Annotated in this window: 17 protein-coding genes; all 17 read left to right on the forward strand. The window is 41.1% G+C overall.

Annotation, left to right across the window (positions count from 1 at the left end):
• Positions 1–65 precede the first annotated feature (65 nt).
• Positions 66–857 (forward strand): DUF3388 domain-containing protein, encoded by a 792-nt coding sequence (locus NST18_RS06340; protein WP_064220906.1) that lies wholly within the window; start codon positions 66–68, stop codon positions 855–857.
• Positions 858–875: 18 nt separating this feature from the next.
• Entirely contained in the window at positions 876–1,742 is an 867-nt protein-coding gene (locus NST18_RS06345; RefSeq protein ID WP_035018672.1) for a helix-turn-helix domain-containing protein, read from the forward strand.
• A gap of 29 nt (positions 1,743–1,771) precedes the next feature.
• On the forward strand, positions 1,772–2,350 hold the full coding sequence (gene pgsA / locus NST18_RS06350) for a CDP-diacylglycerol--glycerol-3-phosphate 3-phosphatidyltransferase (RefSeq protein ID WP_004890673.1): 579 nt from the start codon (positions 1,772–1,774) through the stop codon (positions 2,348–2,350).
• Between the two features lie 22 nt (positions 2,351–2,372).
• On the forward strand, positions 2,373–3,605 hold the full coding sequence (locus NST18_RS06355; protein ID WP_004890671.1) for a competence/damage-inducible protein A: 1,233 nt from the start codon (positions 2,373–2,375) through the stop codon (positions 3,603–3,605).
• 106 nt (positions 3,606–3,711) lie between these two features.
• Entirely contained in the window at positions 3,712–4,749 is a 1,038-nt protein-coding gene (gene recA / locus NST18_RS06360) for a recombinase RecA (protein WP_004890668.1), read from the forward strand.
• 276 nt (positions 4,750–5,025) lie between these two features.
• Positions 5,026–6,582 (forward strand): ribonuclease Y, encoded by a 1,557-nt coding sequence (gene rny / locus NST18_RS06365; RefSeq protein ID WP_004890666.1) that lies wholly within the window; start codon positions 5,026–5,028, stop codon positions 6,580–6,582.
• A 97-nt stretch (positions 6,583–6,679) separates the two neighbouring features.
• Positions 6,680–7,474 carry a TIGR00282 family metallophosphoesterase gene (locus tag NST18_RS06370; protein WP_004890664.1) on the forward strand — a complete coding sequence of 265 codons (795 nt, stop codon included), beginning with the start codon at positions 6,680–6,682 and terminating at the stop codon, positions 7,472–7,474.
• A 126-nt stretch (positions 7,475–7,600) separates the two neighbouring features.
• Entirely contained in the window at positions 7,601–7,861 is a 261-nt protein-coding gene (gene spoVS / locus NST18_RS06375; protein WP_003181955.1) for a stage V sporulation protein SpoVS, read from the forward strand.
• 48 nt (positions 7,862–7,909) lie between these two features.
• The gene (locus tag NST18_RS06380) at positions 7,910–8,869 is read left to right on the forward strand and encodes a dipeptidase (protein WP_004890661.1); all 960 of its coding nucleotides are present in this window, start codon (positions 7,910–7,912) and stop codon (positions 8,867–8,869) included.
• A gap of 202 nt (positions 8,870–9,071) precedes the next feature.
• Entirely contained in the window at positions 9,072–10,808 is a 1,737-nt protein-coding gene (locus tag NST18_RS06385) for a 2-oxoacid:acceptor oxidoreductase subunit alpha (RefSeq protein ID WP_064213983.1), read from the forward strand.
• Between the two features lie 2 nt (positions 10,809–10,810).
• A complete protein-coding gene (locus NST18_RS06390) occupies positions 10,811–11,677 on the forward strand; it encodes a 2-oxoacid:ferredoxin oxidoreductase subunit beta (RefSeq protein ID WP_004890656.1) in 867 nt (288 codons plus the stop codon).
• A gap of 117 nt (positions 11,678–11,794) precedes the next feature.
• The gene (miaB, locus tag NST18_RS06395; protein ID WP_004890653.1) at positions 11,795–13,375 is read left to right on the forward strand and encodes a tRNA (N6-isopentenyl adenosine(37)-C2)-methylthiotransferase MiaB; all 1,581 of its coding nucleotides are present in this window, start codon (positions 11,795–11,797) and stop codon (positions 13,373–13,375) included.
• A 1-nt stretch (position 13,376) separates the two neighbouring features.
• A complete protein-coding gene (locus NST18_RS06400; RefSeq protein ID WP_340721296.1) occupies positions 13,377–13,808 on the forward strand; it encodes a RicAFT regulatory complex protein RicA family protein in 432 nt (143 codons plus the stop codon).
• 154 nt (positions 13,809–13,962) lie between these two features.
• Positions 13,963–14,499 (forward strand): outer spore coat protein CotE, encoded by a 537-nt coding sequence (locus tag NST18_RS06405; protein ID WP_004890648.1) that lies wholly within the window; start codon positions 13,963–13,965, stop codon positions 14,497–14,499.
• 161 nt (positions 14,500–14,660) lie between these two features.
• Complete coding sequence (locus NST18_RS06410; RefSeq protein ID WP_075039588.1) at positions 14,661–16,010, forward strand: ISLre2 family transposase; 1,350 nt, start codon at positions 14,661–14,663, stop codon at positions 16,008–16,010.
• 214 nt (positions 16,011–16,224) lie between these two features.
• A complete protein-coding gene (gene mutS, locus NST18_RS06415) occupies positions 16,225–18,789 on the forward strand; it encodes a DNA mismatch repair protein MutS (RefSeq protein ID WP_340721298.1) in 2,565 nt (854 codons plus the stop codon).
• A gap of 13 nt (positions 18,790–18,802) precedes the next feature.
• Positions 18,803–20,629, forward strand: a complete 1,827-nt coding sequence (mutL, locus tag NST18_RS06420) for a DNA mismatch repair endonuclease MutL (protein WP_340721299.1) — start codon at positions 18,803–18,805, stop codon at positions 20,627–20,629.
• The last annotated feature ends 99 nt before the right edge of the window (positions 20,630–20,728 follow it).

The following is a 20,728-nucleotide window of genomic DNA, read 5'->3' on the forward strand; positions in this document are numbered from 1 at the left end:
ATGCGTGTTTCGACAAAGTGTTGCTTTAGGATCGTATCGTGTAACGTAAAGGGGAGAAGGGGTATATGGAAAAGAAAGAATGGTATTTAGAATATGAAATACATATCAATCGTCCGGGATTGTTGGGGGATATTGCATCGCTACTTGGTATGTTGTCCATCAACATCATCACAATTAACGGAGTGGACGATTCACGTCGAGGGATGCTTTTGTTATGCAAAAGCCATGAGCAAATTGAACGGCTACAATCCATTTTGGCAACGATGGAAGATATCACGGTGACGAAGTTGCGCGAGCCGAAGCTACGCGACCGTCTCGCCGTTCGGCATGGGCGTTATATTCAGCGTGATGCCGACGATAAAAAAACGTTTCGGTTCGTTCGTGACGAATTAGGATTGCTTGTCGATTTTATGGCCGAGTTATTTAAACAAGAAGGTCACAAGTTAATTGGCATTCGTGGCATGCCGCGTGTTGGAAAAACGGAATCCATCGTAGCTGCGAGCGTATGTGCGAACAAGCGTTGGCTATTTGTCTCATCTACGTTAATTAAACAAACAGTTCGCAGCCAACTCATTGAAGATGAGTATAGTGAAAACAATGTATTCATTATTGACGGAATCGTTTCGACGCGCCGCTCAAATGAACGGCATTGGCAACTCATCCGTGAGCTCATGCGACTACCAGCGACGAAAGTCATTGAACATCCCGATATTTTTGTAAGGCATACGGAATATAAACTTGATGATTTTGATTATATTATTGAATTGCGTCATGATGCAGATGAGGAAATTACGTACGATCTTGTTGACCAATCTTCTTTCTTCGGCAACGACGGTTTTTCAAATATCGACTTTTAAAGATGGAAGGTGTTTCCGTTGACAGAGTTAGGGAAGCGTTTAAAAGAAGCGAGAGAACAGAGCAATATGAGCTTAGATGATTTACAAGAAATCACTAAAATTCAGAAGCGATACTTGATCGCAATTGAACAAGGAAATTATGTGATTATGCCCGGGAAGTTTTATGTTCGCGCGTTTATTCGTCAGTATGCTGAAGCGGTCGGCCTTGATCCCGAAGAGCTGTTTGAACAATACGCAAACGAAATTCCAAATGCTCAGCAAGAAGAACTTCCTGGCGAATTATCGCGTGTTAAATCGCGACAATTATCAGAACAAGGTGAAAAAGTACTGAATATCCTCCCCAAAATTTTAATCGGTATGTTAGCTGTTGGAGTAGCGGTTGTTCTATGGTTTTTCTTTCAAAACCGAACGATGGATGAACAACCGCAAGAGCAGGTGATAAATGAGGAGACAGAATTTGAGCAATCTGAGCAGGCGAACGAACAACAGCCTGAAAAACAAAATGAACAACAATCTGAAAAACAGAACGAACAACAACTAGAAAAAGAGCAAGAGCAACCATCGACAGCAATGATTAAGGTAGTAGACACGAATGGTCGAAAATCGACACTTGAAGTCACGGGGGAACAGTTGATCATTGACATTGCAACAAAGGGTGATGCGTGGATTGAAGTGAAAAATGGGAAAGGCAAAGCATTCACACGAAAAATGATGTATGCTAATCAAGCTGAAACGTTCGATTTGACGAACGAAACAGAAGTGTTGTTAGTCATCGGACAAACATTAAATACAGAAGTGAAAATAAACGGACAAACACTTGAATACCCTGTTAATCCAAGTGATCACGTTCGTCAAGATATTACGATTGTTTATAAAAAACAATGATGTTGTATGACGTGTTGGAGGTTAGTACTGTGAATATACCGAATCAAATTACAATTGCCCGAATGCTACTTATTCCTTTTTTCCTAATTTTCCTCTTGGCACCGATTGACTTAGGTATGATTCAAATCGGAACAGAGCAATTGCCGATGACACACGCTGTTGCCGCGCTTATTTTTATTATTGCATCAACAACAGACTGGATTGATGGATACTATGCACGAAAATATGGGTTAGTAACGAATTTAGGAAAATTTCTTGACCCACTTGCAGATAAATTGCTTGTATCGGCTGCGCTCATTGCGCTCGTTCAATTGGATTTGGCGCCAGCGTGGATGGTCATTGTTATTATTAGTCGTGAATTTGCGGTAACCGGATTGAGGCTTGTGTTGGCTGGAGAGGGGGAAGTGGTGGCAGCGAACATGCTTGGAAAAATTAAAACGTGGACGCAAATTGTAGCGATCGCCGCCCTTCTTTTGCACAATCTTCCTTTCTCCCTGCTGTCGTTTCCGTTTGCGGACATTTCTTTATGGATTGCACTCATTTTCACAATCTGGTCAGGATGGGATTACTTTGTTAAAAATAAACACGCATTTCGTCATTCGAAGTAAATAAAAAAGGGATGGGAGAAGGATGAAAGCAGAAATTATCGCCGTTGGCTCGGAGCTCTTGCTTGGCCAAATTGCAAATACAAATGCTCAATTTTTATCTCAACAATTAGCTGAAATAGGGATAGATGTATATTATCATACGGTTGTTGGAGATAATCCTCAAAGGCTTACACATGCGATTGAAGTAGCAAAGCAACGCTCGAATTTGATTATTTTTACGGGGGGACTTGGACCGACGAAAGATGATTTAACAAAAGAAACGATTGCAAAGATGTTAAATAAATCGCTCGTTTTAGACGAAGAAGCATGGCAATCCATTTGTGATTATTTCTCAAAAACAAATCGTCCGATGTCCCCAAACAATCGAAAACAGGCGCTTGTGTTAGAAGGAAGTCACGTGTTAAAAAATGAACATGGGATGGCTCCTGGAATGGCACTTGTTGTTGATCATGTGACGTACATGCTTCTTCCAGGGCCACCAAAAGAAATGCAACCGATGTTCATGAAATATGGACGTCCTTTTTTATTGCAAAAGCGTCACGTTCGCGAAAAAATTGTTTCGCGTGTTCTTCGCTTTTTTCATATCGGGGAATCACAGCTAGAAACAGAAATTGAAGATTTGATCGATGCGCAAACGAATCCGACGATTGCTCCACTTGCGTCTGACGGTGAAGTGACTCTCCGCTTGACAGCAAAGCATGAACGTGAAGAAGAAGCGAAGCGAATGATTGACGAGGTAGAGGAAAATATTTTAGCGCGTGTTCGCCCTTATTTTTACGGTTACAATGATGAAACGTTGTTTAGCAAACTGTTAGCGACGTTAAAAGAAAAGGATAAGACACTTGCTGTTGCTGAAAGCTTAACGGGGGGGTTGTTTTTAAAGGAAATGACTGCTCTTCCGACAGCTTCTTCTGTCATAGCAGGAGGGGTTGTATGTTATACAAATGAAATAAAGGAAAATGTGCTTCATGTGCCGAAAGAAATATTACAAACAGAGGGGGCAGTAAGTGGGCGATGTGCACAATTGTTGGCGGAAAATGTTCGAAAACTTTGTCGAAGTGATATCGGTATAAGCTTTACAGGCGTCGCAGGACCGGACGATTTGGAAGGGAAGCCAGTAGGAACGGTATGGATAGGGATTGCCACAGAACGAGGGACAAAAACGTTTGCGCTTACATTATCTGGTAATCGTCAAGCCATTCGGATGCGTACTGCAAAATATGGTTGTTATTATTTACTACAATTGTTGCATTGATTTACGAACATCTATTCGTTTTTTCTTGGCAAATAAACAGAAAACATGTATAGTAATAAGTAGCGGTCACTGCTTTATTTTTTGTAAGTATAAAGGAGGAGTTTCTTTGAACGATCGTCAAGCAGCATTAGAACAGGCGTTAAAGCAAATTGAGAAACAGTTTGGAAAAGGCTCCATTATGAAGCTAGGGGAGCAAACAGATCGTCAAATTTCGACTGTATCAAGCGGCTCTCTTGCACTTGATATTGCTCTTGGAGTAGGAGGATATCCGCGCGGGCGTATTATTGAAATTTATGGTCCAGAATCTTCGGGTAAAACGACAGTTGCCCTTCATGCGATTGCTGAAGTACAAAAGCAAGGTGGTCAAGCGGCGTTCATTGATGCAGAACACGCTTTAGATCCTGTTTACGCTGAAAAGTTAGGTGTTAATATTGATGAATTGTTGCTTTCACAGCCTGATACAGGAGAGCAAGCGTTAGAAATTGCTGAAGCGCTTGTGCGTAGTGGAGCGGTTGACATTATTGTTATTGACTCCGTTGCAGCCCTTGTTCCGAAAGCAGAAATTGAAGGGGAAATGGGCGATGCTCACGTTGGATTACAAGCACGGCTCATGTCCCAAGCGCTACGTAAATTATCAGGCGCGATTAACAAGTCTAAAACGATCGCTATCTTTATTAACCAAATAAGGGAAAAAGTGGGGGTTATGTTCGGGAACCCCGAGACAACTCCTGGAGGTCGTGCATTGAAGTTTTATGCGTCTGTTCGTTTAGAAGTGCGTCGTGCAGAACAAATTAAACAAGGCAACGACATGGTTGGAAATAAGACGAAAATTAAAGTCGTGAAAAACAAAGTGGCGCCTCCGTTTAAAACAGCGGATGTAGATATTATGTATGGCGAAGGAATTTCAAAAGAAGGCGAAATCATTGATATGGGTGCTGAACTCGACATTATTCAAAAAAGTGGCGCTTGGTATTCATATAAAGATGAGCGATTAGGACAAGGGCGAGAAAATGCAAAACAATTTTTAAAGGAAAATCCACACATTATGGAAGAAATTGCGCGTGAAATTCGCCAACATTATGGCATTACAGCAGGGGCATCGACGACATCTGTGCGCGAAGATGATCTAGACTTTTTAGAGTAAAAAATTGATTAAAAAGGTCGCCTTGCTTCAATAAAAAAGTGATTATGTGCATATATAATTATGGAAAGGGTGCTCCGTTATTTTTGGAACACCCTCTTTTTTGGAAAATAAAAAGATATGAAACGCTTTCCCACAATGACAAGCCTTGACAATATGGAAGGTCACCTTTAAAATGTACATGTATATTTGACAATTTTGAAGTGTATGTTGAATGGGTGCAATGTACATGCCGACATTGATGAAGTAACGAATTTATAGCAAGAGGAGGTGAGGATAATGGGTGAAACGATCATCTCCGCTTTGCTTGCCCTAGTCGTCGGTGCAGTTGTTGGCTTTTTTGTTCGTAAATCCATTGCCGAGGCAAAAATTGGCGGTGCACAAGCAGCTGCCAAGCAAATGATTGAAGAAGCGAAAAGAGAAGCAGACGCATTGAAAAAAGAGGCGCTCCTTGAAGCAAAGGATGAGATTCACAAACTTCGCGTGGAAGCAGAACGAGAAATTCGCGAACGAAGAAGTGAATTACAAAAACAGGAAAACCGCTTGTTACAAAAGGAGGAGAATCTCGATCGAAAGGACGAATCTTTAAACAAACGGGAAGCGTTGCTTGAGAAAAAAGAGAATTCTCTCAATGAAAGACAACAGCATATTGAAGAAATGGAAAGCAAAGTGGAAGAACTCGTTCGAAAGGAACAAGCAGAGCTTGAGCGTATTTCTAGCTTGACTCGTGAAGAAGCACGGCAAATCATTTTGGATCGTGTAGAAAAAGAGCTTTCTCATGAAATCGCGCTCATGGTCAAAGAAGCAGAAGCGAAAGTAAAGGAAGAAGCCGATAAAAAAGCAAAAGAAATTTTATCGCTTGCTATTCAACGTTGTGCTGCTGACCATGTTGCCGAAACGACCGTATCTGTTGTGAACTTGCCGAATGACGAAATGAAAGGTCGGATTATTGGACGCGAAGGACGTAACATTCGCACGTTGGAAACGTTAACAGGTATTGATCTCATCATTGACGACACGCCGGAAGCAGTCATTTTATCAGGCTTTGATCCGATCCGTCGTGAAACGGCACGAATTGCGTTAGATAAACTTGTTCAAGACGGGCGTATTCATCCGGCGCGAATTGAAGAGATGGTTGAAAAAGCGCGAAGAGAAGTGGATGAACACATTCGTGAAGTGGGAGAACAAACAACGTTCGAAGTGGGTGTTCACGGGTTGCACCCGGATTTAATTAAAATTTTAGGCCGATTGAAATTCCGTACAAGCTATGGACAAAATGTTCTTAAACATTCGATGGAAGTTGCGTACTTAGCTGGTTTGATGGCAGCTGAGTTAGGGGAAGATGAAATGCTTGCAAGACGAGCAGGTCTTCTTCACGACATCGGAAAAGCTGTTGACCATGAAGTAGAAGGAAGCCATGTTGAAATTGGTGTAGAGCTCGCAACGAAATATAAAGAACACCCAGTCGTTATCAATAGCATTGCTTCCCATCATGGTGATACGGAGCCGACGTCTATTATCGCTGTGCTTGTTGCTGCTGCGGACGCATTATCTGCTGCTCGGCCAGGTGCCCGTAGCGAAACGTTAGAAAACTATATTCGTCGACTTGAAAAACTTGAAGAAATCGCTGAATCGTATGAAGGTGTTGAAAAGTCGTATGCGATTCAAGCTGGACGCGAAATTCGCATTATGGTAAAGCCAGATATGATCGATGACTTGGAAGCGCATCGTTTGGCGCGTGACATTCGCAAGCGCATTGAAGAAGAGCTTGATTATCCAGGTCATATTAAAGTTACAGTAATCCGCGAAACGCGAGCTGTTGAATATGCAAAATAAAGCTACTCCTCGTTTGGAGTAGCTTTTCGTATTGATAAAAGCTTTGTTTTGTGCGAAACTGAAAAATAGAAATCATGAGTATAGAAAGGGTAATACGATGAAACTATTATTTATCGGTGATGTCGTAGGACAACCGGGAAGAAAAATGGTTGATGAATACGTCCCGAAGTTAAAAGTGAAATATAAACCACATGTGATTGTTATCAACGGTGAAAATGCTGCTGGTGGGAAAGGAATAACAGAAAAAATATATCGGCGCTTTTTAGAAATAGGAGTGCATGTAGTAACCCTTGGGAATCATGCGTGGGATAATCGTGAAATATTTGAGTTTATTGATCAAGCGAAAGTACTTGTTCGTCCAGGAAATTTTCCAGCAGGTACACCTGGAAAAGGAATTGTATTTATTCAAGCAGAGGGATATGAAGTTGCAGTCATCAGTTTGCAAGGGAGGACGTTTTTGCCAGCGATTGATTGTCCGTTTAAAAAAGCAGATGAGTTAGTAGAAATGGCGCTCGCACGCACTCCTGTCATTCTGGTAGATTTTCATGCGGAAGCAACGAGTGAAAAACAAGCGATGGGATGGTATTTAGATGGGCGAGTAAGCGCTGTCGTTGGTACGCATACACACGTTCAAACAGCGGACTCTCGTATTTTGCCAAACGGCACCGGTTATATTACTGATGTCGGTATGACAGGTCCTTACGATGGCATTTTGGGTGTGGATCGTGAGGCAGTATTACGTAAATTTTTAACGGGCTTGCCGGTTCGTTTCGAAGTGACGACGGGGCGCGCGCAGTTGAATGCTGTGCTTATCGATATAGATGAAAAAAGCGGGAGAACGAAATCAATTCAACGAATTATGATTAATGATGACCACCCATATTTCGACTAGTCTCTCTTTTTAGATTTTTCTAAAAAATGCATATAAATAGCAGGAATACGAGTGAACAGAGGTGAATATATAGTAAACAGTACGAATTTTTTACAAGCAATTGTTAGAAACAAGGAGGAGCTAGAAATGGAAATATTAAAAGTTTCAGCAAAGTCTAATCCTAATTCTGTAGCTGGTGCACTTGCTGGCGTGCTAAGAGAACGCGGTGCTGCTGAAATTCAGGCGATCGGTGCAGGTGCATTAAATCAAGCCGTGAAGGCAGTAGCGATCGCGCGAGGATTCGTAGCACCGAGCGGAGTCGATCTCATTTGTATTCCTGCGTTTACAGACATTCAAATTGATGGAGAAGAGCGGACAGCAATCAAACTTATTGTTGAACCGCGTTAATGCACATAAACCTGTTTGCTTGCATAGCAAACAGGTTATTTTTATCATATGCTACAGAGCGAATTTTCGTATGGAGGGGTCGTTGTGCGTATATTTGACGCTCATTGTGACGTTTTATATCAACTATTTTGTGACCAAGATGTATCGTTTGAGCGAAGCTCATTGCTACATGTCACGTACGATGGATTGCAGCAGGCGGGTGTAACAGTACAAGGATTTGCTATTTACATCCCAAAACATGTAAGGCCAGAATCGCGCTTTTTTGTAGCTTTAGAGATGATTGATTATTTCTATGAGAAAGTTGTGTCACAGCCAAATATGAAAGTAGTTTGTTCAAAAAAAGAAATTGATCAGTTACAACCAAATGAAATCGGAGCCATGCTCACATTAGAAGGGTGTGAAGCCATTGGCGAAAGTTTAACGCAATTGCGCACACTTCTTCGGCTTGGCGTTCGTTCTGTCGGTTTAACATGGAATGATGCAAATATGGTAGCGGATGGGGCATTTGAGCAACGAGGGGGAGGTTTAACGAAATTCGGGAAAGAAGTTGTCCGCTTATTGAACGAACAACAATGTTGGACAGATGTGTCGCATTTAAGTGAACGAGCGTTTTGGGATGTCATTGAATTAGCCCAATATCCGATTGCTTCACATTCAAATGCGTATACGCTTTGCCCGCACCCACGCAATTTGCGCGATGACCAGATTCAAGCTTTGATTAAGAAAAATGGGGTGATCGGTGTGACATTCGTTCCGCAGTTTTTACGTCATGATACGCAAACGACAACAGTGACAGATGTATTGCGTCATGTCGACTATATTTGCTCGTTAGGCGGCGAAAACCATATCGGGTTTGGATCTGACTTCGATGGCATTTTTGAAACGGTTGACCAATTAGCTAATGTTTCGCATTATACCCATTTCATTAATGAATTGCTGAAGCATTTTAAAGAGGAACAAGTGAGAAAATTTTTGTTTTGTAATTTTTATGAGCGAATCCCGCAATAAAAAATTCGGAAGAACAATTCACATTTTTGTGACAAATATGTTGCAATTTTTTTTCAATAGAGCTAGAATGAAAGCGTTTAGTAAATGAAATTTTTCGAAAAATTTATTAAGCGAAATGGTAGAGCTTTTTCTGGAAAAGTGCTACACTTATAATCGTATAATGTTACGTTACAATTGATGGAACTTTAAAGGGGTGTAAGACATGATTAGTCAACTTTCATGGAAAGTTGGAGGACAACAAGGGGAAGGTATTGAAAGTACGGGAGAAATATTCTCCATTGCGCTCAACCGACTAGGCTACTACTTATATGGTTATCGCCACTTTTCATCTCGTATTAAAGGTGGTCATACGAACAATAAAATTCGTGTTAGCACAACGCAAGTTCGTTCGATTGCCGATGATCTTGATATATTAGTAGCTTTTGACCAAGAAACAATTGATTTTAACTTTCACGAGTTACGTCAAGGTGGAATCGTCATCGCAGATGCAAAGTTTAATCCAACGATTCCAGACGAGTCAAGAGCTACGCTGTATGCGGTTCCATTTACAGATATTGCAACAGAATTAGGAACAGCATTAATGAAAAACATGGTTGCAGTCGGAGCTTCTAGCGCTGTACTCGGTCTCGATATTAGCGTATATGAAGGGGTCGTTCAGGAGATTTTCGGTCGCAAAGGCGAGCAGGTTGTTTCCAAAAACATGGAAGCGATCAGAGCGGGCGCTCAGTTTATGCGTGAACAACTTGGTGACAACATTCAACTCATGCAACTTGAGAAGGCGGACGGCAAAAAGAGAATGTTTATGATTGGAAACGATGCGATTGCGCTTGGTGCACTTGCGGGTGGCGCTCGTTTTATGGCAGCGTATCCAATTACCCCAGCGTCAGAGATTATGGAATACTTAATTAAGAAGCTTCCACAATTTGGTGGTACAGTCATTCAAACAGAAGACGAAATTGCAGCTTGTACAATGGCTATTGGTGCGAACTATGCGGGTGTTCGCACGTTGACAGCTTCGGCCGGACCAGGTCTTTCGCTTATGATGGAAGCGATCGGATTAGCTGGAATTACAGAAACGCCAATTGTCATTGTTGATACGCAACGTGGTGGTCCGAGTACAGGTCTTCCGACGAAACAAGAACAGTCCGATTTGATGGCAATGATTTATGGAACACACGGAGAAATTCCGAAAGTAGTCATGGCGCCAAGTACTGTACAAGAAGCGTTTTACGATATGGTTGAAGCGTTTAACATTGCAGAAGAGTATCAATGTCCAGTCATCGTTTTAACAGACTTGCAACTTTCGTTAGGTAAACAAACAGTTGAGCCGCTAGAATACGATAAAATTGAAATTCGTCGTGGCAAACTTGTTACGGGAGAACTCCCTGAAATTCCAGACAAAGGTTGTTTTAAACGATATGAAGTGACGGAAGATGGCGTGTCACCGCGTGTATTGCCAGGAATGGAAAACGGTATTCACCATGTGACGGGCGTTGAGCACGATGAAACAGGCCGTCCTTCTGAAGTAGCAGCGAACCGTATTGCACAAATGGATAAGCGTCTGCGCAAGTTGAAACATATTCAATTCCCGACACCAGTTCATAAACATGTGAAGCATGAAGAAGCCGATGTGTTAATCGTTGGGTTTAACTCAACGCGTGGAGCGATTGAGGAAGCGATGGAACGTCTAGAGCGAGATGGCATCAAGGTAAATCATGCTCACGTTCGTCTCATTCATCCGTTCCCAACGGAAGAAATGTTGCCACTTGTGCAATCAGCAAAAAAAGTTATTGTTGTTGAAAATAACGCAACAGGACAACTCGCCAACATTTTAAAAATGAACGTTGGACATGCTGAGAAAGTATTTAACGTGTTGAAATATGATGGCAACCCGTTCTTACCGCACGAAGTTTATACAAAATGCAAGGAGTTGTTTTAAACATGGCGACATTTAAAGATTTCCGAAATAACATTAAACCGAACTGGTGTCCAGGTTGTGGTGACTTTTCTGTGCAAGCAGCTATTCAACGTGCGGCTGCCAACGTTGGACTTGAACCACATGAGCTTGTTGTTGTCTCTGGAATTGGTTGTTCTGGACGTATTTCTGGTTACATTAATTCGTATGGTTTTCATGGTGTTCACGGTCGGGCACTTCCGATTGCCCAAGGGGTAAAAATGGCCAATCGTGACTTGACTGTCATTGCTGCTGGTGGTGACGGTGATGGATTCGCGATCGGAATGGGGCATACGATCCATGCGATTCGTCGTAACATCGACATTACGTACATCGTTATGGATAACCAAATTTACGGCTTAACAAAAGGACAAACATCACCACGTAGTGAAGTTGGATTTAAAACGAAAAGCACACCACAAGGATCGGTTGAGCCAGCGTTGTCGATTATGGAGATGGCGTTGACAGCAGGGGCTACATTCGTCGCCCAAAGCTTTTCTAGTGATTTAAAAGAGTTGACGCAATTAATCGAAGAAGGCATAAAGCATAAAGGATTCTCGCTCATTAACGTATTTAGCCCGTGCGTCACGTACAATAAAGTAAACACATACGATTGGTTTAAAGACAATTTAACGAGCTTGAGCTCCATTGAAGGATATGATCCATCTAACCGCGAAATGGCGATGCAAACGTTGATGAAACATAAAGGGCTTGTTACAGGGCTCATTTATCAAAATAAAGAGCGCAAATCATATCAAGATCTTGTGCCTGGTTATAGCGAAAAACCATTGGCAGAAGCAGATTTAGCAATGAGCAAGGAAAAATTTGATCAGCTTGTGGCTGAGTTTATGTAAGAAAAAAGAGGGTGGTGAAAGCCATCCTCTTTTTCATGGAAAAAACATTGTTTAAAAGTCCAGAAAATAATATACTATGTTAGTGTGCGTCTATGAACAAAAGAAAGGGGAATTATGATGAACGAAAAACAACGTTTACAGTACACAGCACAAATTGAAACAGATCATCCAACGGACAAAAAATCCGCTTTGGATGAAAATTTGCAACGTCTCAAGCAAAAAACGAGTCAAGACTATGAAAAATATTTTTCAACTGTATTTGTTCCTCCATCTTTAAAAGAAGCGAAAAAACGTGGAAAAGAGGAAGTGAAATATCATAAAGATTTCTCTATTCCAGAAGAGTTTCGAGGCATGGGGAACGGTCGTAAATTTTACATTCGTACGTACGGCTGTCAAATGAATGAACATGATACAGAAGTGATGGCTGGAATTTTTATGGCGCTCGGCTATGAACCAACGGATCGCCCAGAGGATGCCAACGTCATTTTGTTAAATACGTGTGCCATTCGTGAAAATGCAGAGAATAAAGTATTCGGAGAAATTGGACATTTAAAGCCACTCAAACAAAATAACCCGGATTTATTGCTTGGGGTATGCGGCTGTATGTCACAAGAAGAATCAGTCGTCAATAAAATTTTGAAGCAATTCCAATACGTTGATATGATCTTTGGCACGCACAATATTCATCGTCTTCCGTATATTTTGAAAGAGGCGTACATGTCAAAAGAAATGGTTGTTGAAGTATGGTCAAAAGAAGGCGATGTCATCGAAAACTTGCCGAAAGTACGCAAAGGAAATATTAAAGCATGGGTTAATATCATGTACGGTTGCGATAAGTTTTGTACGTACTGTATCGTTCCGTATACACGCGGTAAAGAGCGTAGCCGTCGCCCAGAAGATATTATTCAAGAGGTACGTCACTTAGCTGCACAAGGGTATAAAGAAATTACGCTTTTAGGACAAAACGTGAATGCGTATGGAAAAGATTTTACTGATATGAAATATGGTCTTGGCGATTTAATGGACGAACTGCGCAAAATTGATATTCCGCGCATTCGCTTTACAACAAGCCATCCACGTGATTTTGATGATCGTTTAATCGAAGTGTTAGCAAAAGGTGGAAATTTAGTTGAGCACATTCACTTGCCTGTACAGTCGGGAAGTAGTGAAGTGTTAAAAATGATGGCGCGTAAATATACACGTGAACAATATTTAGAGCTTGTTCGTAAAATTAAAGAAGCCATTCCAGGTGTGGCGCTTACAACAGACATTATTGTCGGATTCCCGAATGAAACAGATGAGCAATTTGAAGAAACGTTGTCGCTCTATCGCGAAGTCGAATTTGATTCTGCATTTACGTTTATTTACTCGCCACGTGAAGGAACACCGGCAGCAAAAATGGTTGATAACGTGCCAATGGAAGTGAAAAAAGAACGTTTACAACGCTTAAACGCATTAGTAAACGAAATTTCTGCGAAAAAAATGAAGGAATATGAGGGACAAGTTGTCGAAGTATTAGTAGAAGGGGAAAGTAAAAATAACCCAGACGTTCTCGCTGGATACACACGTAAAAACAAGCTTGTGAACTTCGTTGGACCTAAGTCTGCGGTCGGTCAACTTGTAAACGTGCGCATTACAGAAGCAAAAACGTGGACATTAAATGGAGAAATGGTAGAAGAAACGATCGAGGTGAAATAACGTGGCGAAATATACAAAGGATGACATCGTCCAAAAAGCAAAAGAATTAGCTAAAATGATTGCTGAAACGGAAGAAGTAGAGATTTTTAAACAAGCAGAAGCCAAAATTCATGAAAATGAAAAAGTACGCACGATGATTGCTAAAATTAAATCGTTACAAAAACAAGCTGTAAACTTGCAACATTACGGAAAAGTTGAAGCGTTAAAAAAAGTAGAAGCAGAAATTGATGAAATTTACGAACAGCTATCAGACATTCCGATTGTAGAACAATTTAAACAATCGCAAGTAGAAATTAATGATTTGTTGCAGCTCGTTGCATCCACGATTTCAAAGACGGTGACAGATGAAATTATTACATCGACAGGTGGCGATGTGTTACGAGGAGAAACGGGTGCCCAAATGAAACATAGCCATTGCGGCCATTGCTATTAAAGAGTCCATTTGGGCTCTTTTTTTATTTTTGTCACATATTTCGAACAAGTTGCATACAATGAACTATACGGAATGATTGTTTTTTTATGTACACTTTTAGTTTTTTCGTGCATAGGATAAAATGAACAATGCATTTTTGAGGAGGGTTTGTTTCATGTCCCAATACAGGGAAATTATTACAAAGGCAGTTGTTGGAAAAGGGAGAAAGTTTACGCAATCGACGCATACCGTTTCCGCGCAACATCGTCCAACGAGCGTGCTCGGTTGTTGGATTATTAATCATCGGTACGAAGCGAAAAAAGTGGATCGTAGTGTTGAAATTCATGGGAAGTATGATGTGAATGTTTGGTATTCGTACAACGATAATACAAAAACGGAAGTGCTCACAGAAACGGTATCTTATACCGATGTCATTCCGTTGAAGTATCGTAACGAAGAACTCATTAGCGAAGAACAAGAAGTGATTGCACGTGTTGTTCAGCAACCAAATTGTTTAGAATGTACGATTGCTTCAACTGGAAACAAGGTAACTGTGGAAGTAGAGCGAGAGTTCATCGCTGAGGTCATCGGGGAAACAAAAGTACGGATTGCGGTTGTTGATACATCATCTGAAGAAGTCGATGAGGATATTGAAGCTGAATTAGAACAGTTGGATGAAGAGCTTCTTCAAGAAGGAAGCAATAAAAACTAGGGTATGAGTAAAATGTTTGTGGGAGAAAAAAAGACAGGTTCCTGATTTGGTATAATAAGGAACCTGTCAGATATGTAAGCAAAATAGATGAAAAACGGGCTCTCCTCCTGGTAAGGTAGTAAGTGCGAAAAAAAATACAACCAAAGAAAGGAGTGGAGCCCATGCAGGATTATATCACAAACGGCTTGACATTAAAAGAGATCGAACAGTCTTTATTTAGACATATGCAAAAACAATATGGTCATCTCCTTCAACAGGTGTTGGAGGAGATCGACCGCACATTGGCAGAACAGAGGGACAAGAAACGATATGCGCTCAAAGATAAGCGGACGATCCGACTCCAAACGCTATTTGGAGAGGTGGAAGTGAAGCGAAACTACTACTTTGACCGTGAAAAAAAGGTGTATACGTCTTTACTCGATGTCTTTCTCCAGTTCGATGGGGCGCATGGAGTGAGTCCGCTATTAGAGGAGACAGCGATTCATCTCGCCGTGACGGGTTCTTCGTATCGACAGGCTGCGCAGTCGCTTGAAAAGCTGGTGGGGTATGCATGTATGAGTCACGAAACGATTCGCCAGTCCATCATCGAGGCAGAGGTGGAAGGGCACCGTGCGATGGAGAAAAAAGGGCGCGTGTTTTTTATCGAAGCAGACGGGTTGTACGTGAAACGTCAACGAAGCCGCATCAAAGGAAAAGAAGAAAAGATCATCACGATTCACCAAGGATGGGAGAAAAACGGGAAACGCGTATCCTTAGTGAATCGACGGTATATGGTTCATCAAACGAATGAACCGATTTGGGAAGCTGTAGAGAATTTTCTGATGAAGGAATACAGCTATGATCCGTTTGAGGATTGGGTGGTCATCAATGGAGATGGAGCCCCATGGATTACAGCGTGTCGAGAATATTTCGGGGACAGGGGGTACTTTCAGCTTGATCGGTTCCATGTGGCAAGAGAGATTCGTCAATTGTTCCGAGGTCATGCGAGATATCGGGTGATTCGAAAGAAGTTAGCATCATGGGATGAAGAAGGTGTGTTACGAGAACTCACAAGTGCCATCGGTACGTTAGAACATGAGGAGAAGGAAAAGCAACTCGAGGCGCTTGTTCGTCGAATCGAGGAGATACCAGGATGTTTACGTGACTATCGCGTATGGTTGAAGGAAAAAGGGATTGACACGACAAACATGAGGGCGATGGGGAGTGCGGAAGGAACGATGCATGTGTTTGCGAAACGAAGTAAAAACGGTCGAAGTTGGAGGGATGCAGGGATTGAAGCGATGTTGCGAGCGATCGTCGCGATAAAAGATACGTTACTCATTCGGACACGCGATGGAGTGATGTATGGCGTGGAAGAACGAGAAGAAACGAAACGAGAAACGATCGTGAAAAAGGCACTGAAGCGCGTGCAAACGCAAATGACAGAAGTGGTACGAGATAACATCCCATACCTTCGCCAATCTTCAGGGACACCGATTTACGAGGCATTGCAAGCATTGAAAGGTTTTTAAAACGAGAGAAAACGCACATACCTACAGGATGAGAGTAAGTAAAAGCGCTTACATATAACGATTTTATAAAACCATATATAACCAAAAAAATCGGTCGAGAAAAAAATCTCCCACAAAGTCTTGACTCAAACAAAACTAGGAAGTTTGTTCTTCCTAGTTTTTATTTTTTGTTATAATAATTGAAGTCAAGATTTCGGACGTTGGAGGAAAGGTCATGGCTTATACACCAATGATTCAGCAATATTTAGCAATTAAATCACAATATAAAGATGCCTTTTTATTTTTTCGTCTCGGTGATTTTTATGAGATGTTTTTTGAAGATGCGATTAAAGCATCACAAGAGCTAGAAATTACGCTTACTAGTCGTGACGGGGGCGGAGAAGAACGCGTGCCGATGTGCGGTGTACCTTATCATTCAGCCGCGATGTATATTGAACGTTTGATTGAGAAAGGATATAAAGTTGCGATTTGTGAACAAGTTGAAGACCCGAAAACTGCCAAAGGGGTTGTGCGACGCGAAGTCGTTCAACTCATTACCCCTGGAACAGTTATGGAAGGGAAGCAACTGGAAGACAAAGCAAATAACTATTTAGCTTCATTGACATCATTTGAGGATGGTACGTATGGATTTGCATATGCAGATTTAACGACTGGAGAAAGTCGTATGACGATGCTCCATGCATTTGAAGATGTGCTCAATGAAATTTATTCTATTGGCGCGAAAGAAATAGTCGTTCCAACAGCGTATCAAGAAAAATGGGAATTATTTCAAGAAAGATATACTATTACCATTTCGTATGAAGATGAAACAACCATTCCGCTTGGTTGTACGTCTATTGTTTCACATTTGAAACAAGAAAAATTACTCGTGACGTTTGGGAGATTATTAAATTATTTAGTAAAAACACAGAAGCGACATTTAGCTCATTTACAGCCGGTCGAACTGTACGAAGTCGATGCACATATGAAAATCGACATGTACTCTAAACGTAATTTAGAGTTGACGGAAACAATTCGGAGTAAAGGAAAAACCGGTTCTCTTTTTTGGCTTCTGGACGAAACGATGACTGCGATGGGTGGACGTCTACTTAAGCAATGGATTGATCGTCCGTTATTAGATCGTGAAAAAATTGAACAGCGATGGTATTTTGTTGAACAACTGTTGATCCATTATTTCGAGCGTCAAGAATTACGCGAATATCTTCGCAGTGTATATGATTTGGAGCGATTAGCTGGGCGTGTGGCGTTTGGAAATGTGAACGCGCGTGATTTAATTCAATTGAAAAAGTCGTTAAAACAAGTACCTTTCATTTCCTCACTTCTTATGCAAATTCAAGATGATCACGTTCAATCATTTGCAAAACATTTAGATGCATGTGAAGAACTTGTTCAATTGTTGGAAGAAGCAATTGAGGAAAACCCACCGCTTTCCGTGAGAGAGGGTGGCATCATTAAAGATGGTTATAACGAAACGTTAGATCGCTTCCGGGATGCTAGTCGTAATGGGAAAACATGGATTGCACAGTTGGAAGCAAAAGAGAGAGAAGTAACAGGGATTAAATCATTAAAGATTGGTTACAATCGCGTATTTGGATACTATATCGAAGTAACAAAAGCGAATCTACATTTATTGCCAGAGGATCGATATGAACGTAAACAAACGTTAGCGAATGCTGAACGTTTTGTGACAAAAGAACTAAAAGAAAAAGAGGCACTAATTTTGGAAGCAGAAGAAAAAAGCATGGAACTTGAATACGAGCTGTTTGTTTCTATACGTGAACAAGTGAAACAATATATTGTTCGTCTACAAAAATTAGCGAAATACATGAGCCAATTAGATGTTTTACAATGTTTTGCTACGGTTAGTGAAAAATATAATTATTGTAAACCGCAGTTTTCTTATGATCGCCGTCTTGTCGTTCGACAAGGACGACACCCCGTTGTAGAGAAAGTGTTAGGAACAAATGTTTATGTTCCAAACGATTGTTATATGGATGCTGAACGAGAAATGTTGCTTATTACAGGTCCGAATATGTCTGGAAAAAGCACATATATGCGTCAAATCGCATTAACGGCGATCATGGCACAAATTGGTTGTTTTGTCCCGGCGGAAGAAGCGGTATTACCGATCTTTGATCAAGTATTTACGCGCATTGGAGCGGCTGACGATTTAGTTGCCGGGCAAAGTACGTTTATGGTAGAAATGCTTGAGGCGCGTCATGCGATCGTTCACGCAACACAAAACAGCCTCATCTTGTTTGATGAAATTGGTCGCGGAACATCCACATACGATGGGATGGCGCTTGCGCAAGCGATGATTGAGTATATTCATGATCGTATCGGCGCTAAAACGCTATTTAGTACCCACTATCATGAATTAACAGCGCTTGAACAACAATTGCCGCGTTTAAAAAATGTGCATGTGAGTGCAGTTGAAGAAAACGGTAACGTTATCTTTTTGCATCAAATTAAAGAAGGTCCAGCGGATAAAAGTTACGGCATTCATGTCGCGCAATTAGCGAAGCTGCCGTTAGACTTAATTCAGCGGGCGGAGCAAATTTTGCGGGAATTTGAGACAAATGCAACACCGATCGTTAAAGAAAATAGAGAGCAGTTTGAGCAGTTAAGCATGTTTGAAGAACAACGCGACGAAGGGCGCTCAAGTGCATCGAAAAAAGAAAAAGAAGTGATCAAGCGTATCCAATCTCTTAATTTACTTGATATGACACCGTTAGAAGCAATGAATAAATTATACGAAATTCAAAAATTATTAAAGTGAAAGGAGGGAAAACGTGGGGAAAATTCGTAAGCTTGATGAGGCGTTAGCGAATAAAATTGCGGCAGGGGAAGTTGTAGAGCGCCCGGCTTCTGTCGTGAAAGAACTTGTTGAAAATGCGATTGATGCTCATAGCACGATCATTGAAGTGGAGTTAGAAGAAGCGGGATTAGCGAAAATTCGTGTCGTTGACAATGGGGATGGTTTTGAGGAAGAAGATTGTTTTTTAGCGTTTGAACGACATGCAACGAGCAAAATTAAAGATGAGGCAGATTTGTTTCGTATTCGTACGCTCGGCTTTCGAGGAGAGGCGTTGCCTAGCATTGCTTCCGTCTCACATTTAGAACTGAAGACGAGTACCGGTGAAGGACCAGGGACGTGGCTCGTTTTAAAAGGTGGAGAACTTGTGCAGCATGGTCGGACAAGCAGTCGAAAAGGAACAGATGTTACCGTTTCTCATTTATTTTTCAATACGCCAGCGCGTCTAAAATATATGAAAACCATTCATACGGAACTTGGTCATGTTGTTGATGTGATAAATCGTCTAGCGCTTGCACATCCGCATATTTCATTTCGGTTAACACATAACGGAAAACAACTGTTTTATACGAACGGAAATGGGGATGTAAGGCAAGTATTGGCAGTGATTTACGGATTGGATGTCGCCAAAAAAATGATTGCGATTCATGCGGAGACGCTCGATTTTACAATTGACGGTTACGTTGCTTTACCTGAGGTGACGCGTGCGTCTCGGAATTATATGACGACGATCGTAAATGGACGGTATATTAAAAACTATTCGTTATATAAAGCGATTGAAGAAGGATATCATACGCTTCTCCCAATTGGACGGCATCCGATTACCTTTTTAAATGTTATGATGGATCCGCTTCTTATAGATGTGAATGTTCATCCAGCAAAATTGGAAGTGCGTTTTAGTAAAGAAGCCGAGTTAAACGAGCTTGTTCAACAAACGATTCGCCAATCATTTCAAAAAAAGACGTTAATTCCTGAGGTAACGGCACCGCGAGTAGAAAAAACGAAAGCAGAACAACAAACGTTTTCGTTTGAACATATCGTGAAAGAATCGAATACGATGTCACCTCGTGTAACGGAGATATATCGTGATCAAGAAAAGAAAACAGAAGAGCGAATCGTGTTGGAGAAAAGTGATGAACGTGTTCGTGATCAAGATGTCACACTACTTGATGTAGAATCCGTTGTTCCAAGCGAACATGTAACAGGAGAGATGGAGCAAGAACGCATTCCGCCATTATATCCGATTGGTCAAATGCATGGGACGTATATTTTAGCCCAAAATGAAAACGGGCTATATATTATTGATCAACATGCTGCTCAAGAACGAATTAAATACGAATACTTTCGTGAAAAACTAGCAACCGTTACAAATGAGTTACAGCCGTTGCTTATCCCATTGACGCTTACTTATTCATCAAGTGAGTATGTACTTATTGAAAGTTACCGTGATCAATTAGCTGCTTGTGGTGTGTTTTTAGAGCCGTTTGGTCATAACAGTTTTATTGTTCGTTCTCATCCCCAATGGTTTCCGAAAGGGGAAGAATTAGAAATTATTGAGGAAATGATTAAGCAAGTGTTAACGATGAAAAAAGTGGATATGAAGCAACTAAGAGAAAAAGCTGCCATCATGATGAGTTGCAAACAGTCGATTAAAGCGAATCAATTTTTACGTAACGATGAAATATTTGCGTTGCTCGAATCGTTGCGAAAAACGAGCGATCCGTTTACATGTCCGCACGGTCGCCCAATTATTATTCATTTTTCTACGTATGAATTAGAAAAAATGTTTAAACGCGTCATGTGAAAATGGATGTTTTTTCACATTTTTTCAAAATGAAATGATAAAATGCATATTGTTTGTCTATAATAGATGAATGTGAATTAGAATGGAAAGTAGTGGTAT

It is taken from the genome of Anoxybacillus sp. FSL W8-0104 (assembly GCF_038004465.1).
Lineage (GTDB): Bacteria > Bacillota > Bacilli > Bacillales > Anoxybacillaceae > Anoxybacillus > Anoxybacillus flavithermus_G.